Source organism: Bryocella sp., from assembly GCF_058498515.1.
On sequence record NZ_JBMHYI010000011.1, the window covers coordinates 102,924 to 120,740 of the forward strand.

General features: G+C 58.7%; 15 protein-coding genes and 1 pseudogene. 12 read left to right on the forward strand and 4 right to left on the reverse strand.

The genetic code is table 11. The features are described 5' to 3' along the window. Positions 1-34: 34 nt before the first annotated feature. Positions 35-1,087 (forward strand): rod shape-determining protein, encoded by a 1,053-nt coding sequence (locus AC5E6W_RS03760; RefSeq protein ID WP_491750925.1) that lies wholly within the window; start codon positions 35-37, stop codon positions 1,085-1,087. Positions 1,088-1,357: 270 nt separating this feature from the next. Here the strand turns inward: AC5E6W_RS03760 and AC5E6W_RS03765 are convergent, their stop codons facing one another. Further along, positions 1,358-4,285 (reverse strand): diguanylate cyclase domain-containing protein, encoded by a 2,928-nt coding sequence (locus tag AC5E6W_RS03765; protein WP_491750926.1) that lies wholly within the window; start codon positions 4,283-4,285, stop codon positions 1,358-1,360. Positions 4,286-4,501: 216 nt separating this feature from the next. Between AC5E6W_RS03765 and AC5E6W_RS03770 the strand changes: the two genes are divergently transcribed. Genes AC5E6W_RS03770 through AC5E6W_RS03780 form a run of 3 tightly spaced genes read left to right on the forward strand, consistent with a single transcriptional unit; the run spans position 4,502 to position 6,465 of the window. Further along, a complete protein-coding gene (locus AC5E6W_RS03770; RefSeq protein WP_491750927.1) occupies positions 4,502-5,392 on the forward strand; it encodes a hypothetical protein in 891 nt (296 codons plus the stop codon). 30 nt (positions 5,393-5,422) lie between these two features. Then, positions 5,423-5,983: an RNA polymerase sigma factor gene (locus AC5E6W_RS03775; RefSeq protein ID WP_491750928.1), complete on the forward strand. Its 561-nt coding sequence runs from the start codon at positions 5,423-5,425 to the stop codon at positions 5,981-5,983. After that, positions 5,980-6,465 carry a hypothetical protein gene (locus AC5E6W_RS03780; protein WP_491750929.1) on the forward strand — a complete coding sequence of 162 codons (486 nt, stop codon included), beginning with the start codon at positions 5,980-5,982 and terminating at the stop codon, positions 6,463-6,465. The genes AC5E6W_RS03775 and AC5E6W_RS03780 overlap by 4 nt, the downstream gene beginning before the upstream one ends. Before the next feature lie 458 nt (positions 6,466-6,923). On the opposite strand, the gene AC5E6W_RS03785 is transcribed toward AC5E6W_RS03780, so the two are convergent. Continuing rightward, the gene (locus AC5E6W_RS03785) at positions 6,924-8,159 is read right to left on the reverse strand and encodes a glycoside hydrolase family 27 protein (RefSeq protein WP_491750930.1); all 1,236 of its coding nucleotides are present in this window, start codon (positions 8,157-8,159) and stop codon (positions 6,924-6,926) included. A gap of 160 nt (positions 8,160-8,319) precedes the next feature. Between AC5E6W_RS03785 and AC5E6W_RS03790 the strand changes: the two genes are divergently transcribed. Together AC5E6W_RS03790 and AC5E6W_RS03795 are read left to right on the forward strand one after the other, a co-directional pair. Next, positions 8,320-9,729, forward strand: a complete 1,410-nt coding sequence (locus AC5E6W_RS03790) for a hypothetical protein (RefSeq protein ID WP_491750931.1) — start codon at positions 8,320-8,322, stop codon at positions 9,727-9,729. 493 nt (positions 9,730-10,222) lie between these two features. After that, entirely contained in the window at positions 10,223-13,942 is a 3,720-nt protein-coding gene (locus AC5E6W_RS03795; protein ID WP_491750932.1) for a carboxypeptidase-like regulatory domain-containing protein, read from the forward strand. Here AC5E6W_RS03795 and AC5E6W_RS03800 read toward each other — a convergent pair. Next, entirely contained in the window at positions 13,933-14,133 is a 201-nt protein-coding gene (locus AC5E6W_RS03800) for a hypothetical protein (RefSeq protein ID WP_491750939.1), read from the reverse strand. The two genes, AC5E6W_RS03795 and AC5E6W_RS03800, sit on opposite strands and share 10 nt — an antisense overlap. Between AC5E6W_RS03800 and AC5E6W_RS03805 the strand changes: the two genes are divergently transcribed. Together AC5E6W_RS03805 and AC5E6W_RS03810 are read left to right on the forward strand one after the other, a co-directional pair. Continuing rightward, on the forward strand, positions 14,041-14,244 hold the full coding sequence (locus tag AC5E6W_RS03805) for a hypothetical protein (protein WP_491750937.1): 204 nt from the start codon (positions 14,041-14,043) through the stop codon (positions 14,242-14,244). The genes AC5E6W_RS03800 and AC5E6W_RS03805 overlap by 93 nt on opposite strands. Next, positions 14,204-14,461 (forward strand): orotidine 5'-phosphate decarboxylase / HUMPS family protein, encoded by a 258-nt coding sequence (locus tag AC5E6W_RS03810; RefSeq protein WP_491750933.1) that lies wholly within the window; start codon positions 14,204-14,206, stop codon positions 14,459-14,461. Before AC5E6W_RS03805 ends, AC5E6W_RS03810 begins: the two co-directional genes overlap by 41 nt. Before the next feature lie 84 nt (positions 14,462-14,545). Here the strand turns inward: AC5E6W_RS03810 and AC5E6W_RS03815 are convergent, their stop codons facing one another. After that, entirely contained in the window at positions 14,546-14,749 is a 204-nt protein-coding gene (locus AC5E6W_RS03815) for a hypothetical protein (protein WP_491750938.1), read from the reverse strand. Positions 14,750-14,836: 87 nt separating this feature from the next. Between AC5E6W_RS03815 and AC5E6W_RS03820 the strand changes: the two are divergent. The 4 genes and pseudogenes from AC5E6W_RS03820 to AC5E6W_RS03835 all read left to right on the forward strand — a co-directional run. Beyond that, positions 14,837-15,427, forward strand: a pseudogene (locus AC5E6W_RS03820) (SDR family NAD(P)-dependent oxidoreductase); the annotation flags it as partial. Between the two features lie 48 nt (positions 15,428-15,475). Then, positions 15,476-16,249 (forward strand): meso-2,3-butanediol dehydrogenase, encoded by a 774-nt coding sequence (budC, locus tag AC5E6W_RS03825; RefSeq protein ID WP_491750934.1) that lies wholly within the window; start codon positions 15,476-15,478, stop codon positions 16,247-16,249. A 108-nt stretch (positions 16,250-16,357) separates the two neighbouring features. Further along, on the forward strand, positions 16,358-16,798 hold the full coding sequence (locus AC5E6W_RS03830; RefSeq protein ID WP_491750935.1) for an alcohol dehydrogenase catalytic domain-containing protein: 441 nt from the start codon (positions 16,358-16,360) through the stop codon (positions 16,796-16,798). A 111-nt stretch (positions 16,799-16,909) separates the two neighbouring features. Next, positions 16,910-17,410, forward strand: coding sequence for a zinc-binding dehydrogenase (locus AC5E6W_RS03835; protein ID WP_491750936.1), 501 nt, complete (start codon positions 16,910-16,912; stop codon positions 17,408-17,410). The last annotated feature ends 407 nt before the right edge of the window (positions 17,411-17,817 follow it).

Here is a 17,817-nt window from a genome sequence, read left to right on the forward strand (position 1 = left end):
TTCCGGCATCGAACCAGAGGATTCCCCAGAAACAATGGCATTTTCGAATTCTTCCTCGCGCGGCGGCATGCGCAGCATCTTTTCGCTCTTCTCCAGCGACCTGGCCATCGACCTTGGCACGGCCAATACCCTCGTCTACGCGCTGGGAAAAGGCATCATCGTCAATGAACCTTCCATCATCGCCGTCAATCGCGTGACCGGCGAAGTGGAAGCCGTCGGCAAAGAAGCCAAGGAAATGCTCGGCCGAACCCCAGGCAACATCATCGCCATCAAGCCCATGAAGGACGGCGTCATCGCCGACTTCAAGCAGACCGAAAAGATGTTGAACTACTTCATCCAGAAGGCCCACAACCGCAAGATGATGGTCCATCCCCGCATCGTCATCGGTGTGCCCTCTGAGATCACGCAGGTAGAAAAGCGCGCCGTCATGGACAGCGCCTACCGCGCCAAGGCCAGCGAGGTTCACCTCGTCGAACAGGCCATGGTCGCCGCCATCGGAGCCGGCCTACCCATCACCGAGCCCGGCGGCAACATGGTCGTCGATATCGGCGGCGGCACCACCGACATCGCCGTCATCTCTCTCGCCGGCATCGTCTACTCCCGCTCCGTCCGCATGGCCGGCAACCAGATGGACGAAGCCGTCGGAACCTACCTCAAGCGCAAATACAACCTCCTCGTCGGCGAGCGCACCGCCGAACAGATCAAGATCGAGCTCGGCTCCGCTTATCCCCTCGATAAGCCGCTCACCATGGAGATCAAGGGCCGCAATCTCATCGAAGGCGTCCCCAAGACCATCACCATCGAAGACTCCGAGATCCGCGAAGCCCTCGGCGAGTGCATCGCCACCATCATGAACGCCATCCGCGTAGCCCTCGAGCGCACCCCGCCCGAGCTCTCCGCGGACATCTCCGACCGAGGCATCGTCCTCACCGGCGGTGGCGCCCTCATCAAGAACCTCGACAAACGCATCCGCGAAGAAACCGGCCTCCCTGTCTCCATCGCCGACGATCCCCTCGCCTCTGTCGTCCTCGGAACCGGCAAGATGCTCTCCGACTTCCGTCTCCTCCGCAAGATCTCCATCGACTAACTGGTATCTGGAACACTGGCATCTGGCATCTGAAGCTCCTAACTCCAAGCTCCGGACTCCTAACTCGACCGAACATTTCTATCCAACAGCAAAAGCCGCCCAACCGGGCGGCCTTTCTATTACCCATATCCGCGCTTGCACTGCAGGATGCCGCCGCAAACAAGCCTTTCCTCAAACCTCCAGCCCGCATCGCGGGCGCCCTGTCCCCCTCATCGCTCTACAGAAAACCCGAACCCGCAAAATGCTGGACGCTTCGGTCCTTCGCAGGATCTACGCGCTCTCCACCCGATTCCGCCCCTTGCCCTTCGCACGATACAGCGCCTGATCCGCCGCAGCCACAAGCGCCTCAGGAGTCCTTGGCGCGCCAGGCGTGGCCGTCGCTATCCCCACGCTCACAGTAACCACCCCCGACTGCGAGCCGGCGTGCGCAAGCGCCAGGGCCTCCACCCGCGCACGAACCGCCTCACCAATCCGCGCCGCTTCACGCGCGTCCGTTGCCGGAAGAACCACCGCAAACTCTTCCCCTCCAATCCGCGCTGCCAGGTCGATCTGCCGTCGCGCAATCAGGCTCAGCAGACGGCCAAGGTGCATCAGGTATTCATCGCCCTTCTGGTGCCCTGCCGAATCGTTCAACGCCTTGAAGTGATCCACATCCACCAGCAGCAGCGACAGCACCGAATCCGACCGCCGCACACGCTCGCATTCGGATAACAAGGTCTGGTCGAAGTGCCTCCGGTTCGCGATGCCGGTCAGCGCATCGACATTGGATAGCAGCAGCAGCTCCTCATTGGCCCTGCGAAGGTCCGCTGTCTTCTCGGCCACGATCCGCTCAAGCTGCACCTCGCGGCGTACAGCAGCGAGCGAGCGAACGCGCAACACAATCACCGCCACCAGGAACGGCACAAGCGCAAGCAGCGTCAGGAACCAGCCCCGCCGATACCACGGCGTAAGAATGGAAAACGCATACGTGGCCTCATGCGGACTCCACTCGCCACGGTTATCTCGAACCTGCACCTGCAGCTTGTACGAGCCCGGAGCCAGCGCCGCAAACTCCACCTGATGCTCCGCGGTCTCCGTGAAGTGACTCGTCGCGCCGCTAAGCCGATAGCGAAACAGAATGTTCGAGTCCTGCAGCGCATCGGGCGCGGCAAAGTGCGCGACCAACGCTCCGGCATTGAGCGGGAACGAGGGCCGCTTACGCCCCGAGACATCCATCGTCCCCACTGTAAGCCCCGTGAAGAGCACATGCGGAGCGTCGGTAGAGGCAGGCGGCTGTGGATGAAGGTGCGACAGACCACCACTCGTCCCGATCCAGAAGGAACCATCTCCCGCCGCTGCGAATCCACCCAGGTCGCAGTCATCCCACACCAGCCCGTCCGTGCTGTCGTAGTGCATCCAGCGCGCTCCATCGAACACTTCGACGCCATGCTCCGTACCTGCCCACAAATGACCCGACCGGTCGAACGTCAGGAAGTAGATAAGACCGTCCGTCCCCGGCCGCTGTAACCCGGTCTGTATCTCCATCCCCTTGGTGCTAAGTCGAACCCTGTCGATCCCTCCGCCATGGTGATACCCCACATACACCGAGTTATCCGGCGCCGCACCCAGAGAAACCACATCCTGATTCGAAAGTCCCGAAGCACGGTCCCAATGCCGCCACTTCCCGGCTGCCAGCGCAAACAGCCCTTCCGTACTCGCCGCCCACAACGTGCCATCTGGCGTCTCGGCAATCGTCCAGAACCAGCTCGCGGGAACACCCTCCGCGCGCGCAAACTTCTTGTACGGCGCATCCGAAAAGAACAGCCCCGCTTCGGTAGCAGCCCACAGCCGCCGCTTCTGGTCGAAGCGAACCGTCAGCGCCAGCTTCCCCGTCAGGCCCTCGGCAGGGCCGAACCATTGCACATGCCGCGTCTTCACGGAGTAGCGCGCGATGCCCTTCGCCGCCGTGCCAACCCACAAGTCTCCCTCTGGAGTCATCTGCAGCGAGTGCGCCGGCACTGCGCCTATCTCGGAAGAGGGACGCCATTCGAACGATTCGCCCCGCGGCTCCCCATGCACCACGCCCGATTCTGTCGCAGCCCACACCGAACCATCCGCCAGCGGCAGGACCTCGAACACGCTGTCATTCGGCAGCCCGCTCAGCGACGTGTAATTCTCCCAGTCGCCATAACCCCGCCACTGCGTCAGCCCGCGCCCTCCCGTCCCCAGCCACAGCGAATGCTGCCGGTCTTCAAGAATCGAAAAAATGTCCCCTCGAATACCAGCGCGACGATCCAGAAACTGCCATCCCGACCCGGCATGAATCAACAGTCCCGACGAGGATGCGATCAGAACCCGTCCCGAATGGTCCAGCCCCAGCGCTCCGTTATAAACCGACAGCGGCCCCTCAGGACGCCGGAACCGAGTCTCGTTCGCCGGAAGGACCAGCACACCTTTGTTGCGAGGCCGAATCCAGACAGCTCCATCGCGATCCTTCACGACGAACGCAATCGCAATCCCCGGAAGGCCATCTTCGGAGGTGTATGTCTGCACGCCGGAGCTCGTCAGGTGGCATACGTTGAGCCCACAACCAAACCAGAGCGAGTCGGAATTGGGCTCCCGGAAGACCGAATACACAGGCTGCGCCGCATCGGCAGATGAAGGATACAAACGGCGATAGGTGTAAGGCTGAGGCGATCCGGACGTGGCAGGAGTCAGCTCGTAAAGACCCTGGTCCGTCGCCAGATACGTCCTGCCCGTCGGAACGAGAGCAATCCCCTGCCCCCAGAACACCGTGTGAAACGGTGTAGTAAGGTGCTCGAAGCCCACGCCACTCAGACGATACAGGCCCGTCGTAGCACCCGCCAGAATTCGCCCGTCAGGCGCTTCTCCCATCGCAAACGCAAACTCCGACGGCAGTCCCTGCGCCGGCCCAAACGCCTCGAAGCGATCGCCGCCATAGCGGAACAGCCCATTCTCCGTGCTCACCCACAGGAAGCCCTCATGGTCCTGATACAGGCTCTGGATACTGAGGTTCGCCAGCCCGTCCGCGCCGGTAAAGTGACGCAGCGAATATTCCTGCGCAGGCAACGCGACGCCCGCGCACAGGAGCAGCACGGCGGCGGAAACAAGGCCGTCCCGGAATACCCGACGGACCGCCAGAAAGAATGTTCGATAGGAGCCCAGGAACTGGGTGAGGCAGCCGCGTGCGGATCGCATGCTTGGAAAGTATGCCCATCCTATCACTTCGCTCTGCAGGCGACCGGAACCCCAGCCCAGCAAAGAGCAACCTCCACCCTCCAGGAAAATCGCACGCAGCTGTTAACCAAACGCACGTCTGCTTCGTTGTTACGGGTACAGGCCTGAAACAACGAAGGAGTTCCAATGATCGCAATGATCTCAAGAATCAATACGAAGCGAGTGAGTAGATGCGTAGTGACCGCGATGCTGGCTTGCCTGTGCCTGGCGTCCGAAGTACAAGCGCAGCCCACCAAAGCCGCACCGCAGTTAACGGTGCCAGACGCTAATTCCCAGGCCACCAGCGTGGCCGATCCCGAAGCCACCGACGCCACCCGCGAACAGCTGTTGAAGCTCCTCCGCATCAGCCCGACCCTCACCGCCGTCGTCGCCTCCGACCCTTCGCTCCTCGCCAACCAGGACTACGTCGCCAAGACCAACCCTGAGCTCGCCGCCTTCCTCGCGCAGCATCCCGAGATCGGCCGCAATCCCGACTTCTATCTCTTCGCCGACATTCATGCCCGCGGCCCGAATCGCGCCGAAGCACTCCAGCGCCGCGTCTGGACCGGCGAGTCCGAGCCGCGCCGCGATAACGACGCCGCGCACGTCGTAGACCAGATCGTCCCCATGCTCGTCGCCTTCGCATTCTTCGGCGCATCGGCGTGGCTCACCAAGGTGCTGCTCGCGAACCGCCGCTGGAACCGCGTCTTTCGCCTCCAAACCGAGGTTCACGGCAAGCTCATCGATCGCTTCGGCTCCAGCCAGGAGATCCTCAGCTACATGCAGACCGACGCCGGCAAGCGCTTCCTCGAAGCCGCTCCCATCACCGTCGAAGTGCAACAGGACGGACATTGGCCCGCAGTTCTGCAACGCGTCCTCATGCCACTCACCGCGGGTATCGTGCTCACGCTGCTCGGTACAGGACTCCTCTTCCTTCGCCACACCGTCCTCGGCGGCGAAACGCCTCTCCTGCTCTTCGGCGTAGTCGCCTTGATGCCTGGCCTCGGCTGTATCATTTCCGCTGGGATCACGTGGGTCCTCGCGCAACGCCTCGGGCTCCTGCCCGGCGCATCTCGGGACGGGCAGTGAGTTGGCGGAACAGGCATCGGAGCCAGGAACATGATGATGAGCTGGAATCAGGCCGTTCTCGACAGGCAGGCAGCGGCGCAAGCCGCTGCCCTGCTCGCCCAACCCGCGATGGATAGCGCAGAGTTCGCCGCCTTCTACGAGCGCTCGGCGCGGCCCCTCTGGGCCTATCTCGTGCGCTGCTCGGGTGACCCCGCACTCGCCGAGGACCTCATGCAGGAATCCTACGTGCGCTTCCTCGGCGCAACCCAGCCCGCCGACGCCGAGCTCGCCGCCCGCCGCTACCTCTTCCGCATCGCCAGCAACCTCCTCCGCGACCACTGGCGTCGTCCCAGGCCCTCCTCGCTCGAAGACCTCCCCGAGAGCTTCTTCGCCACCTGCGCCAGCGCCGACGAGATCGCCATGCAACAACAACTCTCCCAGGCCATGAGCCACATGCGCGCACGCGACCGCCAGCTCCTCTGGCTCGCCCACGCCGAAAACTACTCCCACCACGAGATCGCCGAGATCATGGGCCTCGCCTCAGCCAGCGTGCGCCTTCTGCTCTTCCGCGCCCGCCGCCGCATGCGCCAGTTGATGGAGGGCTCGCGATGAACGCTTGCACCCGCCGGGACGAACTCATCGCAGTCGTCCGCGCCGGCCAGTGGCCGCAAGGCTGTGCCCCCGAACTTCGCGAGCACGTCGCCGCTTGCGCACGCTGCGCCGAAGAAGCCCGCATCCTCTCCGCCTTCGCCACCGCCCACGATAGCGCAATGCAACTCGCCCCGCTGCAAAGCCCCGGCCTCCTCTGGTGGAAGGCCCAGCTGCGCCGCCGCCACGACGCCATGGAACGCCTCGAACGCCCCGGCCTCGCCATCCCCACCGCAACCATCGCAGCCAGCATCGTCCTGCTGCTCGCCGTGCTGGCTACCGCATGGAAACACGTCCAGTGGTCTCAACTAGCGGCCCAACTAGCGGTCAGACTCTCCCCCACCGGATGGAACCCCTGGATGCTGGCCTCAATCGCCGCAATCCTCTGCGGCTTCGCCGTAGCCGCCCTAGTAGTCGGCCTCGGGTTGTCAGAAGAGCGCAGCTGAGTTCGACTCGTATCAAGCGCGCTCGCCGATGATGCCACTCCCGATCGTCCAGCTACGCCCCGCCCCGCAACATCCCCAGCCCCCAACGGACGCCATCGGCGTAAACGGACGGGCTGATGACGCCAAGCCGACTTGTCTTTACGAATCTCTCGATGAGCGCATCGGCGATTTCGCACTTATTGAGAATCACTACTGACAGAGGCTCGTTTGTCGATACCAACCACGTTTATTGCCGAGGACTCCTCCGCTAGGCTCCCATTGTTCTTTATATCGACGAACCCGCAAGCTTGAATTCCATCCTTCGACTCCCCGAGCCACCCTAACTTTCTTTATCTTTTGGCTCGAGTTGGCTCAGGATTTTGCGAAGATCCAAAAGAGGCGCAACAGTTTGTCTCACAATGGCCATGACGAGATCACCGTCCCGGAAACCTCTGCCCAGCTTCTGTGGCTGACAGCCATCATGGATGGATTACAAGTAAGGCGACTCCGTGGGGAGTGACAAGGAAGTTTCTGGAACCTTGGATGGGCGCCAGATCTTTGTGCTGCCATACATCTCGCACCCTGGTCGCTCTCTGTAGTCCGAGCAACTTGACGTCGAGAGGCATTTCGACCGGTCCCTGATTCCGGTTGAAGAGTCCAACTGCAACGGACCCGTCGGCGAGATCTCGCGCCCAAATTTCTAAAGGGCCCTCGGTCCAAACCCGATTCGCTTGCCGCCCCGCTGGGTCTTGATCGATACGCAGAACTTCGCGATTGTTGAGAATGTCCAGAGAGTCGGAATCCATCTTTGACAAGTCGTTGCCAGCGAGCAGAGGCGCAGCTAGCAATGACCAGAGGCTCAATTGCGTCCGGGCCTCATCAGGCGTCAGTCCCCCATTGCCGATCTCCAGCATGTCGGGATCGTTCCAGTGGCCCGGTCCGGCAAATTGCGAGAGTCCACTCTGGGCGAAGCCGATCTCTGTGATGCTGAGGTAATTGTCGCGAACGTCGTCCCCCGTGCGCCACATGTTTGCGCCCGTTTGATTCGCCCAGGTCCAACCGCGCGAGAGTCCATGCTGGCTAAGGCTATACACGATGGGCCTTCCAGTATCCTGGAGGGCAGAGTGCATTTTCGCGAACACGGCGAACATCATCTTCTGTGCGAGCCAGGGGTCGCCATGCGCGTCTCGCTCGAGGATCTTGCGATACGAGCAAATGTCATACTTCAGATAATCGACGCCCCACTTGGCGAACGTCTTGGCATCAAGCTCTTCATGTCCCATGCTGCCAATCTTGCCGGCGCAGGTCAGTGGCCCCGGTGATGAGTAGATGCCCAGCTTCAATCCGCGTGCATGAACGTAGTCGGCGAGAGCCTTCATGTCCGGGAACCGCTCATTTGGGACCAATTCACCAGATTCCAAACGCGCCCCCTGCCAGCCATCGTCGATATTGACGTATACATAGCCACTGTCGCGCATTCCGGTCGCGACAAGTGCATCAGCGGCTGCACGAACGTCCGCATCGCTGACATTCGCCTTGAAGTGATTCCAACTGTTCCACCCCATCGGCGGGGTCAGCGCCAATGGAGCTTGAGCCGGCAGAGCGGTTGCGCTGAAGAGCACAATCAAGATTGTGAGAAACGCAACCCTCTCCAACCATTCGAGGGAGAATGAAAAAGGCATTGTTGTGTTTTCGATCTTCGGGTTCGCTGCCATCCAAAACCACTTTGACCGGCAAGAAGCGGAGAGCAACAGGGGTTTCACGGGATGACCCCTGCGATTCCAAGGCATTCCGTCCTATCCCGTTCAGCCACTGGAACGGATTCACCAATCGTTCATGATTTGAAGATACCTTTGGAATTCAAGGAATTTCTCAATGGGTCTCGCACCGACTGTCGAGCCGGAAAGTCCTTCGCGTATCGAGAAGCCTGACGAACGATCTGGCGGTGGCAACGCGAACTCTTTCGTTGGTCTTCAAGAGGACCCACGCTGGCTCTCGGTCCAGCGGCTCATCCACACCGAGAGCTTTGCTAAGGCTTCGCGGCTCTCGTCTTTCCTCCTCTATATCGTCGAGCGCTTTCTGCAGGGGCGAACCGAAGAGATTACCGAGCAACAGATTGGCGTGAATGTCTTCGGACGGCCCACGAATTACAATCCGGGCGACGACAATATCGTCCGTCAAACCGCGCGGCAACTACGGCAACGGTTGGCCCTTTATTACCAGGAAGAGGGCCGCACTGAGCCGATTCAGGTTGTCATTCCTCGCGGCGGCTATATTCCGCAATTTCAATACACGACCGCGGCGACTACACCAATAGAGAGTACGAACGTTGATCCAACGTCGGAGGCACCACCCGATAGAGACTCAACTGGCTCACGAGAGAATCTGCCTCCCACCCCGCTCCCCACGACGGGCGCAGCCGGCCGGCGAGTAAAACCGGCGGTGTTAGTCGCCTTGGGTGTGATCCTTGGCGTGGGACTCGCGCTGCTTGGAAGCTACGGAAGACATCGGCTGCTTTTTCCCTGGACTGAACGAGACAAGCTTTGGAACCTGCTGCTCACAGCCGACCAGCGCACCCTCGTTGTACCGGGCGACGCTGGCATCAATATGTATGGCAACCTCGCCCGGACTCAAGTCGATGTTTGGGAGTACGGCTCGAGCTCGTACCTTAGCAAACCGGAAGCACAGACTCCGCCCGGCTTTACGTGGTCTCCCTTTGCTGACAGGAGATATACGACGATTTCAGATTTGAAGTTCGTCTCTGCGTTGCAGGACCTCCCAAATGCAAACCGCTCGCGGATGGAGCTCCGATTCGCGCGCGACATCAAATCCCAAGATTTGAAGGATGCAAACGCGATTCTGATAGGTTCTCCCAACTACGACCCATGGATACAGCTTTTCGACAAGGACCAGAACTTCAGGATGGTCTACAACGGGACCCAAAACACCATAACCATCTTCAATCGCGCGCCGCTCAAGGGCGAGCAAGCAAGCTATAAATGGAGTGAGTCCGACCCACAAAGGACTGGATACGCTCTCATCTCGCTAACGGATAATCTGGGATCTACGGGTAAGGTTCTTCTAGTGGAAGGGACAACGTTGGGTGGAGTCGACGCCGCGACCGATTTCCTCTTTCATTCGCCTCAAATGGACATGATCGTTCGAGATGCGATCGGCAAGAGCGGCAAACCATCGAACTTCGAACTACTGCTGGAGACCACGCTTTACTTGGGCGATAGCGAGAGGGCGAAGGTCGTTGCCGAAAGAGTTCACCCCATTCCTTAGTGCGGTTCGGGGTTAGACCAAACATTGGGCCAATTTGCACGCTTTCGCGGTCGATACTCCTTGGGAGAGCCAAGTGACATTCGGCCTGCCTGCGTATTTGTCCCGTGGTTTGCAGGCCGTACTGAGAAGCTTACCCCTCCCTGGATATGGCGCGCCCGATGACGCTTGCATCAGGCTTTCCAGCCAACAAGTCTTGAAACATCCTCACTCTAGAGCACGCTGTCCCCTCAACATGCCTTGTCACTAACCCACGGCCGATCCGCCGATCTCCATCGGAGCGGACGTAGGGCGAAATGTGGATTCACGTGGCATTCACGCGGCAGGAGACGACCATTCATATGCACAAACAACGAGCACTGTAATTCACCGGATGGTCCCTGTTGCGGCCTCCTCGCGAGGTGATGAACTCTCCATGTGAATTCTGGAATCGGCCGAAGACTGGGGTCGAAACAAGCCGGCACAGAACTTCAGGTCGATTTCTTGGAGGAAAGTCATGGAGCAGCTCATGCAGTCTTGCGGTTCATTTCCTGGAAGTGTTCTGCAGGATACGCCGGCTTCGGAACGTAATCCGCAACGAAGGTCTTCAGACAAGAGAAGGCAACATTGGACAGGCTGGATTGCTCCATTGCTGGTCCTTCTCTTGATCATTACCTCGCACAAGATGGGCTTCGCTCAGCAGGGATCGAACGCTGGGTTGACTGGAACGGTGAGCGATAAGAGCGGTGCGGTTGTGGGCAATGCTCAAGTCGTTGCGACGAACCAGGCGACGAATGTGATCTACAAGTCGACCGCTACGGGAGCGGGCATCTATTCCATTCCCTCGCTGCCGCCAGGCATCTACAACGTCTCCGCAACGAAGCAAGGGTTTAATACAGCGGTTGTCACGAACGTCACGTTTCATGTGGGGGAGCTGCTAACGGTCGACCTCAAGCTCGATGTCGGATCATCGGCGGAAACGGTGACCGTGTCCGGAGACGCGCAACTGATGGAAACCGCGTCAACGCAGATCAACTACATCATCGGAGAGAAAGAGCTGGAGGACTGGCCTATATCGGCGACGGCAGGTTCCCCGGGCGGCGAGAGGGACATCTCGGAATATATCTACAACAATCTACCGGGCGCCACGGGCGTCTCGTTCGTAGGTTCGATCAACGGCGGTCAGACCAAGTCAAATGAGATCTATTATGAAGGTGTTCCCCTTGGTACGACGGACACTGCGGAAGAAGGCTCGAGCGTTGATGCCGTTCGGGAATTGAGTGTGCAGGTCGGCGTCATGAATGCTCAGTACAACGGCGGCGGGACCGCCGTTACGAATGTAGCGCTCAAGTCTGGAACAAATGATTATCACGGCAAAGTCGTGGCAATCATACAGAACGAGGACATGAACGCCAACGGTTATGCCGCAATTCAGGCAGGTCAGCCGCGTGCGGAGGATCGCTATCAGCTATACAGCGGATCGCTCGGCGGGCCTATCCGGATTCCTAAGCTCTATAACGGACGAGACAAGAGTTTCTTCTTTGTCAACTTCGAACGGGATGAACAGTCGAACCTGGGTTTGGGCGGCACAAATGCAAGTATGCCTACGCAGAACATGCTGGTCGGGAACTTTTCGGACTGGTTGAACCCGGCGCTGACGCAGAAATCTACTTCAGGAACCGTTGCTACCCAGGATATTCTCGGTCGAAACGTGGTTTACGGGCAGATTTACGACCCAGCTACCACACGGTTGATGGCCAAAGGGCAAAAAGACACGGTGACCGGGCTGACTGCCACGGCGAACGGCTTTGTGCGCGAACCATTCCTCAACAACCAAATTCCCATAGGACGATTTGATCCGGTCGTCGCAAATATCCTTAAGCTAAGATTTCCCACTAACTATCTCGGATCTCAGGTTGTCAGCAATATCCCAACCGTGGCCAATCCACAGCCAATCCTAAGTCAGTACTTCTTTACGATAAAGGGCGATCAGGTTCTAACGTCAAAGCAGAAACTATCCCTGCTCTACGACTACAACTACCGCGGGCTGCTTGACAAGGACTCGACCTGGTCGGTGGGCGGCGCACCGAACGTGCTGGATGAGGGCTATAATCAGTATATTCGCTCGCAAATCGCACGCGTGAATCACTACTGGACACTCACGCCCACCATATCCAACCATTTCGGTGCTGGGTATTTCTTTGCCCCTATCAGTTTTGCGAGCGTCTCTCCCGTGCAAAACTGGGCATCGGAGCTCGGCATCCCCAACTTCAATGGCATAGGCTTCCCGACGATTACTTTCTCCGGCGCGTCGGCTCTTGGCGGTGGAACCAGCACGCTTGGTACCTCCGCGGCAGATCAGGGCGAACTGCGCAGCAACTCGGATTACATGCTGATCGACCAGGTCTATATTGCACACGGCGCTCATCAGTTTCAGGCCGGCGTTGAAAGCCGCTTCTACTTATCGAACTGGACCGTTCCAACCGTCCCCGGTACGTACGCGTTCTCGAACGCCATGACCGACGACGGAACCAACACCTCCGGCTATGCAGGCAACGCGTTCGCCAGCTTCGAACTCGGTCAACTGAACTCACTCGCCGGCACCCTCTACGCCGGTAACCAGCACTACCGCCGGCACGAGCAGGGACTGTACTTTCAGGACGATTGGAAGGTCACACAGTACCTTACCTTCAATCTCGGCATCCGTTGGGAGATCGTAGGTCCACTCTATGAGACCAATGGTGAGTGGAGCGGTGTTAATTTGTCGGCTCCTAATACCGCCGCAGGAAACTTGCCCGGGGCCCTGGTGTTCGCCAGCCAGCAGAAGAAGAAGACCTTCGAAAATAGTGACTTGGGCGTGATCCTGCCCCGCGTCGGCTTTGCCTACAACCCCAACCCGCGTATGGTCTTTCGCGGCGGCTTTGGCATGAACTCGCAAGCCCCCGTCTATAGCGCTGAGCCGTTTGAGGGAACAGCACTTCCGTCCACGACGGGTTACTCCGCGGCCATCGCCATCAACGCCACCAACAACCCGCAGACTTACTCCGGCCTGTCTGAGGGCCTGATCAGTTCACCCTATCCAACTCCAAAAACTCCCCTGCCAAATTACGACCCAACGCAACTCAATCTGTCCAGCGTGACCGTCAACAACCCGCGCGGCTCCAGGCCCTTGACCTATGCGAACTACACGGCGGGCATTCAGTTTGACCTGGGCCGCGGAGTTATTGCGCAGATCAACTACGTCGGCAATACCGCACGTCGCATTCGGCAGGCGGCACTGACCCAACGGAACCAGCTTCCCATAGGCGATCTTGCGACCTATGGCGACGCTCTGCTTGATAGTGTTTCGCTCCATCCAACAATCCCGGTGCCGTATCCGGGTTTCTCCGGTACTGTCGCTCAGGCGTTAGCGCCGTTTCCGCAGTTCAAGGGCGGCGGCGTAGCTCTCTTTGATCCAGGTGCAGGATGGTCACGCTATGACGCTCTGCAAACCACACTGAATAAACGCATGACCAAGGATCTATCGTTCTTCATCAATTACACGTGGTCGAAGACCCTGACGAACACAAACGGCGGCGTTCAGGATATTGCCAACTTGAAGGCGGAAAAGGCTGTCGCTTCATTTATTCACGTACCACAACTATTGAAGGTCACAGCAATCTACTCGCTTCCTTTCGGCAAGAACGAACCGGTAAGTCTGCATGGTCCCCTCGACTGGGCCCTCGGTGGGTGGAAAGTTATCGGCAATGGCGTCTACCAGTCCGGCGATACGCTAGCCATTACCGATGGCTTCGTTGCCAATGGCATTTTTGCCACAACCCGCCCTAATTACACCGGCCAGCCGATCAAACTCAACCAAAAAGGGTTTATCGACACAGTCGGCAACACCGGGCCTCTCTATCTCAACCCCGCTGCGTTCGCGCATGTTCCCTATACTTCGAACCACAAGGTAGCTCTGGCGACCGGCAACGTACCCTCCATCCTGCCAGGCATTCAGGGGCCTGGCTACGCATTTGAGAACCTCGGACTGCAAAAGGGATTCCATCTCGGGGAGCAGCGCAGGTTGGAAATTCGCGGCGATGCCTTCAATGCGCTCAATCGTGCGGGCCGCGGAGACCCCGACACGAATCTCAATGACGGCAACTTCGGCCGCATCACGAGCACCCAATCTTCTTCCTCCGTGCGCGAGAACTTCACGCCGCGTACGCTCCAGTTGCAGGCCAGCTTCTACTTCTGACCATTGCGGGGTGCGGTGGCGGTCCGACCTCCGAGGTTCGGGCCGCGCTCGTATTCGCTGATATGAAAACGATGGACGCCGGCGAACTCGAAGCCAACCTGGCGTTTGAGGCCGGAGCAGACATCATGACCGTACTGGCCTCCGCGGGAGACAGCACCATTGCGGGCACTGTCAGGGCGGGCAAAGCGCACGGCAAATCGGTCGTCGCAGACATGATCGGCGTTGCGGATAAGGCTACGCGCCTTCCAGGAGCTGAAAGCGTTGGGAGTCAGCTGGGCGGAACTCCATGCGGGTCTCGATGAGCAGGCGGAAAGCGGCTACACGATCGATCGTCTGCTGGAGGCCGGCCGCAATGCCAGCATCGCCTTTTCTGTTGCCGGTGGGATCAACAAGGATCGCATTGGTGCTGTGGAAGCGGCGGGCGCCACGATCGCAGTTGCCGGTGCGGCAATCTACGGAGCCGCCGACCCGGCAGCTTCAGCTAAGGCTCTTCGCCAGTCGATTCAGAAGCTCGGATAGTGCGAACGGGGCGAGCTCATGGTTCGCCCCGTTTAGCGGTCACCATCTCTGTGGAACGTAAAGCCGGAAGCGCACATCGAAGAGTCAAGGATCTGTTGGCCCGATCCATGGCCCTACTCGCAGCGTTCGATTACGGTCGAGCTTGCGCTTCACCCCGCTCGACGCCAATGGCAACCGCTTCCGTGTGCGATAGTGGCCGAGGAAGATGACGACGGCCTGTTCGACGACTTCCCTGATTCGCTCTGAAGTCAACTCATTATCGGACCCCATGATGCGAACCCAGAGGATGGATTAATCCACCATCCAGATGAACTGCTGTGACGACAGCTCCGCGTCTGTGATGTTCAACACGCCTCGCTTACCCCTGGCGATGATGCTGACGCTGTGATCGCGGACATACGCGCTCTGGGCCGAAATGGCTCTGCTTATTTCGCAGATCTATCCAGGGTAACGCAGGCGACAGAAGTAGTGAGGCAAGCTAGCACTGAATTGGGATCGATCTCCATCCTCGTCAACAATGCCGGAATAGACCCTAGCAAACCGCTTGACCAGATCGCAGCTGCCGATTGGGACGAAACGATCGCGGTCAACCTGAGTTCCGCGTTCTACGTGACTCAGGCAGCCCTGCCCGCGATGCGCGCTCAGCGCTGGGGACGGATCGTTATGCTTTCGTCCGTTGCGGCGCAGTTAGGTGGAGTCATCGGGCCACACTATGCAGCGAGCAAGGCTGGTCTTATCGGGCTGGTCCACGGCTATGCCTGTCTTCTCGCCAAGGAAGGCATCACGGTCAACGCGATCGCACCGGCCCTCATCGAGACTGGCATGCTCAAGGGAAACGATAAGATCAAGCCCGATCTCATTCCTATCGGTCGCTTTGGGCAGGTCAGCGAAGTCGCTTCCGTTGCGCTGATGTTGGCGGAGAACGGATACATCACCGGCCAGACCATCAACGTCAATGGCGGCTAGTACATGAGCTAGGCGCTTGAACTCCAGACATTGGAAGAGGACTCAACAATGAATCGTTTTGATGCAAAAGTAGTGATCGTCACCGGTGCGGGTTCTGTCATAGGAGCAGCGACAGCGAAGCGCTTTCTCTCAGAAGGCACATCGATAGTTCTCAACGGTCGTCGCAAGGACAAGCTGGCCGAATCGGCGAAGGACTACGAATCGAAGCGCGTCCTGCTCCACGGCGGAGACATCTCGGATGAGAGCTATGTCCAGCAGTTGGTATCCGACACAGTCGCGAGGTTCGGTCGAATCGATGTTCTCGTCAACAACGCCGGCGTCGCAGCCTTCGGTCCGTTGCTGAACAGTACGACCGAGCTATGGCGCAACGTTATGAGCATCGATGTCGACGGAGTCTACTTCGCGATTCGCGCCGCAGTTCCCTATCTTCTCAAAACCAGGGGATGCATCGTGAACGTCTCCTCGGTCTCCGGTCTGGGTGGAGATTGGGGAGGCAGTATCTACAACGCTGCCAAGGGTGCAGCGACGAATCTGACGCGTGCCCTCGCGCTTGAGCTCGGATCGCAGGGAGTGCGCGTGAATGCCGTCAATCCCAGTCTGACAATCACGGAGATGACTTCTGAATTTGAGAAGAACGAAACGCTGATGGCCAAATTCAAGGACCGCCTGCCCCTCGGACGTGCCGCCAAACCAGAAGAGGTTGCAGGTGTCATCGCCTTTCTCGCGAGTGAGGACGCCGCGTTCGTCAACGGAGTCAATCTCCCCGTAGACGGAGGCATCACGGCTTCGAATGGACAACCGAACATGACGGGGCTGGTCTAGCTTTACCGGACGAGTTGCAACATACGTGACCTTCGAGGATCGTCCGAACCAAGTCTAAAACTGAATCTGTGGTGAGCATCACTCCGCAATCTTCCAAGGAGAATCTTCATGATCAAGACGCATGGCTTTGCCGTCCAATCTGCTACCTCAGCTCCAGCCCCTTTTGACTACGAGCGCCGGGAGCCCGGGCCCAAGGACGTATACATCGTTATCGACTACTGCGGAGTATGCCACTCTGATATTCACCAGGCGCGGAACGATTGGGGCAATGCTCATTATCCGATGGTTCCCGGTCATGAGATCGTCGGGACCGTGAAGAGGATCGGCCAGGATGTTACAAAGGTCAAAGTAGGGGACCGTGCGGGCGTCGGTTGTATGATCGACTCCTGCCGCGTCTGCGAAAGCTGCAAGGCTGGGGAACAGCAGTACTGCGACAATCACGCAACGGTGATGACCTATAACTCGAAGGATAAGGACGGCCAGTTCACGTTTGGCGGTTATGGCCAGAGTATCTTTACCGATGAAGAGTTTGTTCTCACCATACCATGAACCTTGATCCGGCAGTGGTTGCCCCCTTGTTGTGTGCGGGCATAACGACTTACTCCAAGTTGAAGCACTGAAATGTAGGCCCCGGCAAGACCGTAGGCGTCATTGGTTCGGATGGACTGGGACATATGGCACTCAAGTTTTTCCCATGCTTTTGGAGCAAAGACAGTGCAGTTTACGACATCCCCTTCAAAGATCGACGGCGCGAAGCGGCTTGGAGCGGATGAGGTGATCCTCACAAAAGAGGCGGGCTGGCACACGGCTCACGCCGGGAGGTTCGATTTCATCCTGGATTGCGTTTCTGCCCAGCACGACGTCACCCCTTACATGACGCTTCTCAGGCGCGACGGCACGTTGTGCACCGTGCGACTGCCTTCCACCCCGATTCCGATAAGCGCTTTCTCTGTCGCTCAGGGCCGCAAGAGCTTCGCCGGATCGAATATTGGAGGGATCAAGGAAACGCAGCAGATGCTAGACTTCTGCGGCCAACACAATATTGTTTCGGATATCGAGATGACCAGCTTCGACAAGATCGAAGAGGCCTGGGATCGCGTAGTGAAAGCTGACATCAAATACCGCTTCGTCCTGGACTTGAAGACCCTACCGTCTTCCTAACTCGTGAATGTTGAAGATTTGCCGTTCAGGAGGCGAGCCATCCTTCATGGCACGCGCCTCACCATGAGCATCGCATGTGCCGATGCTCGTCTGCATTACATAAAATGAGACCAACGCCTTCCGTGCGTTGCTCGTAATAGTTGAGGTCAATGACACTTTCTTATACGCGAGAACCGTCCGCGCCAGGATGTGTCCGCTCGAACCTGCCCGTTCAACTGGACATCCTACGCTCATTTACTAAAAGCTAGTTTTCTCAGCCAGGATCAAGATCCTCAGTTGACGCCTCCAGTGAGATAACCGGCCAATCGGCTGAACCACGCGATCGGGTCTGGCGGTAAGAGGCATTATTCTCTTTCAGTTGGGTTTTCCTTCAGGAGGAGGCGCTTCTCTGCTGGCTGAGGTCTTGT

Bases quoted from the DNA above. Each gene is read 5' to 3' on its own strand.
- AC5E6W_RS03760 (WP_491750925.1), top strand. From the start codon at position 35: ATGGCATTTTCGAATTCTTCCTCGCGCGGCGGCATGCGCAGCATCTTT.
- AC5E6W_RS03765 (WP_491750926.1), bottom strand. From the start codon at position 4,285: ATGCGATCCGCACGCGGCTGCCTCACCCAGTTCCTGGGCTCCTATCGA.
- AC5E6W_RS03775 (WP_491750928.1), top strand. From the start codon at position 5,423: ATGATGATGAGCTGGAATCAGGCCGTTCTCGACAGGCAGGCAGCGGCG.
- AC5E6W_RS03780 (WP_491750929.1), top strand. From the start codon at position 5,980: ATGAACGCTTGCACCCGCCGGGACGAACTCATCGCAGTCGTCCGCGCC.
- AC5E6W_RS03785 (WP_491750930.1), bottom strand. From the start codon at position 8,159: ATGGCAGCGAACCCGAAGATCGAAAACACAACAATGCCTTTTTCATTC.
- AC5E6W_RS03790 (WP_491750931.1), top strand. From the start codon at position 8,320: ATGGGTCTCGCACCGACTGTCGAGCCGGAAAGTCCTTCGCGTATCGAG.
- AC5E6W_RS03795 (WP_491750932.1), top strand. From the start codon at position 10,223: ATGGAGCAGCTCATGCAGTCTTGCGGTTCATTTCCTGGAAGTGTTCTG.
- budC (WP_491750934.1), top strand. From the start codon at position 15,476: ATGAATCGTTTTGATGCAAAAGTAGTGATCGTCACCGGTGCGGGTTCT.
- AC5E6W_RS03830 (WP_491750935.1), top strand. From the start codon at position 16,358: ATGATCAAGACGCATGGCTTTGCCGTCCAATCTGCTACCTCAGCTCCA.
- AC5E6W_RS03835 (WP_491750936.1), top strand. From the start codon at position 16,910: ATGGACTGGGACATATGGCACTCAAGTTTTTCCCATGCTTTTGGAGCA.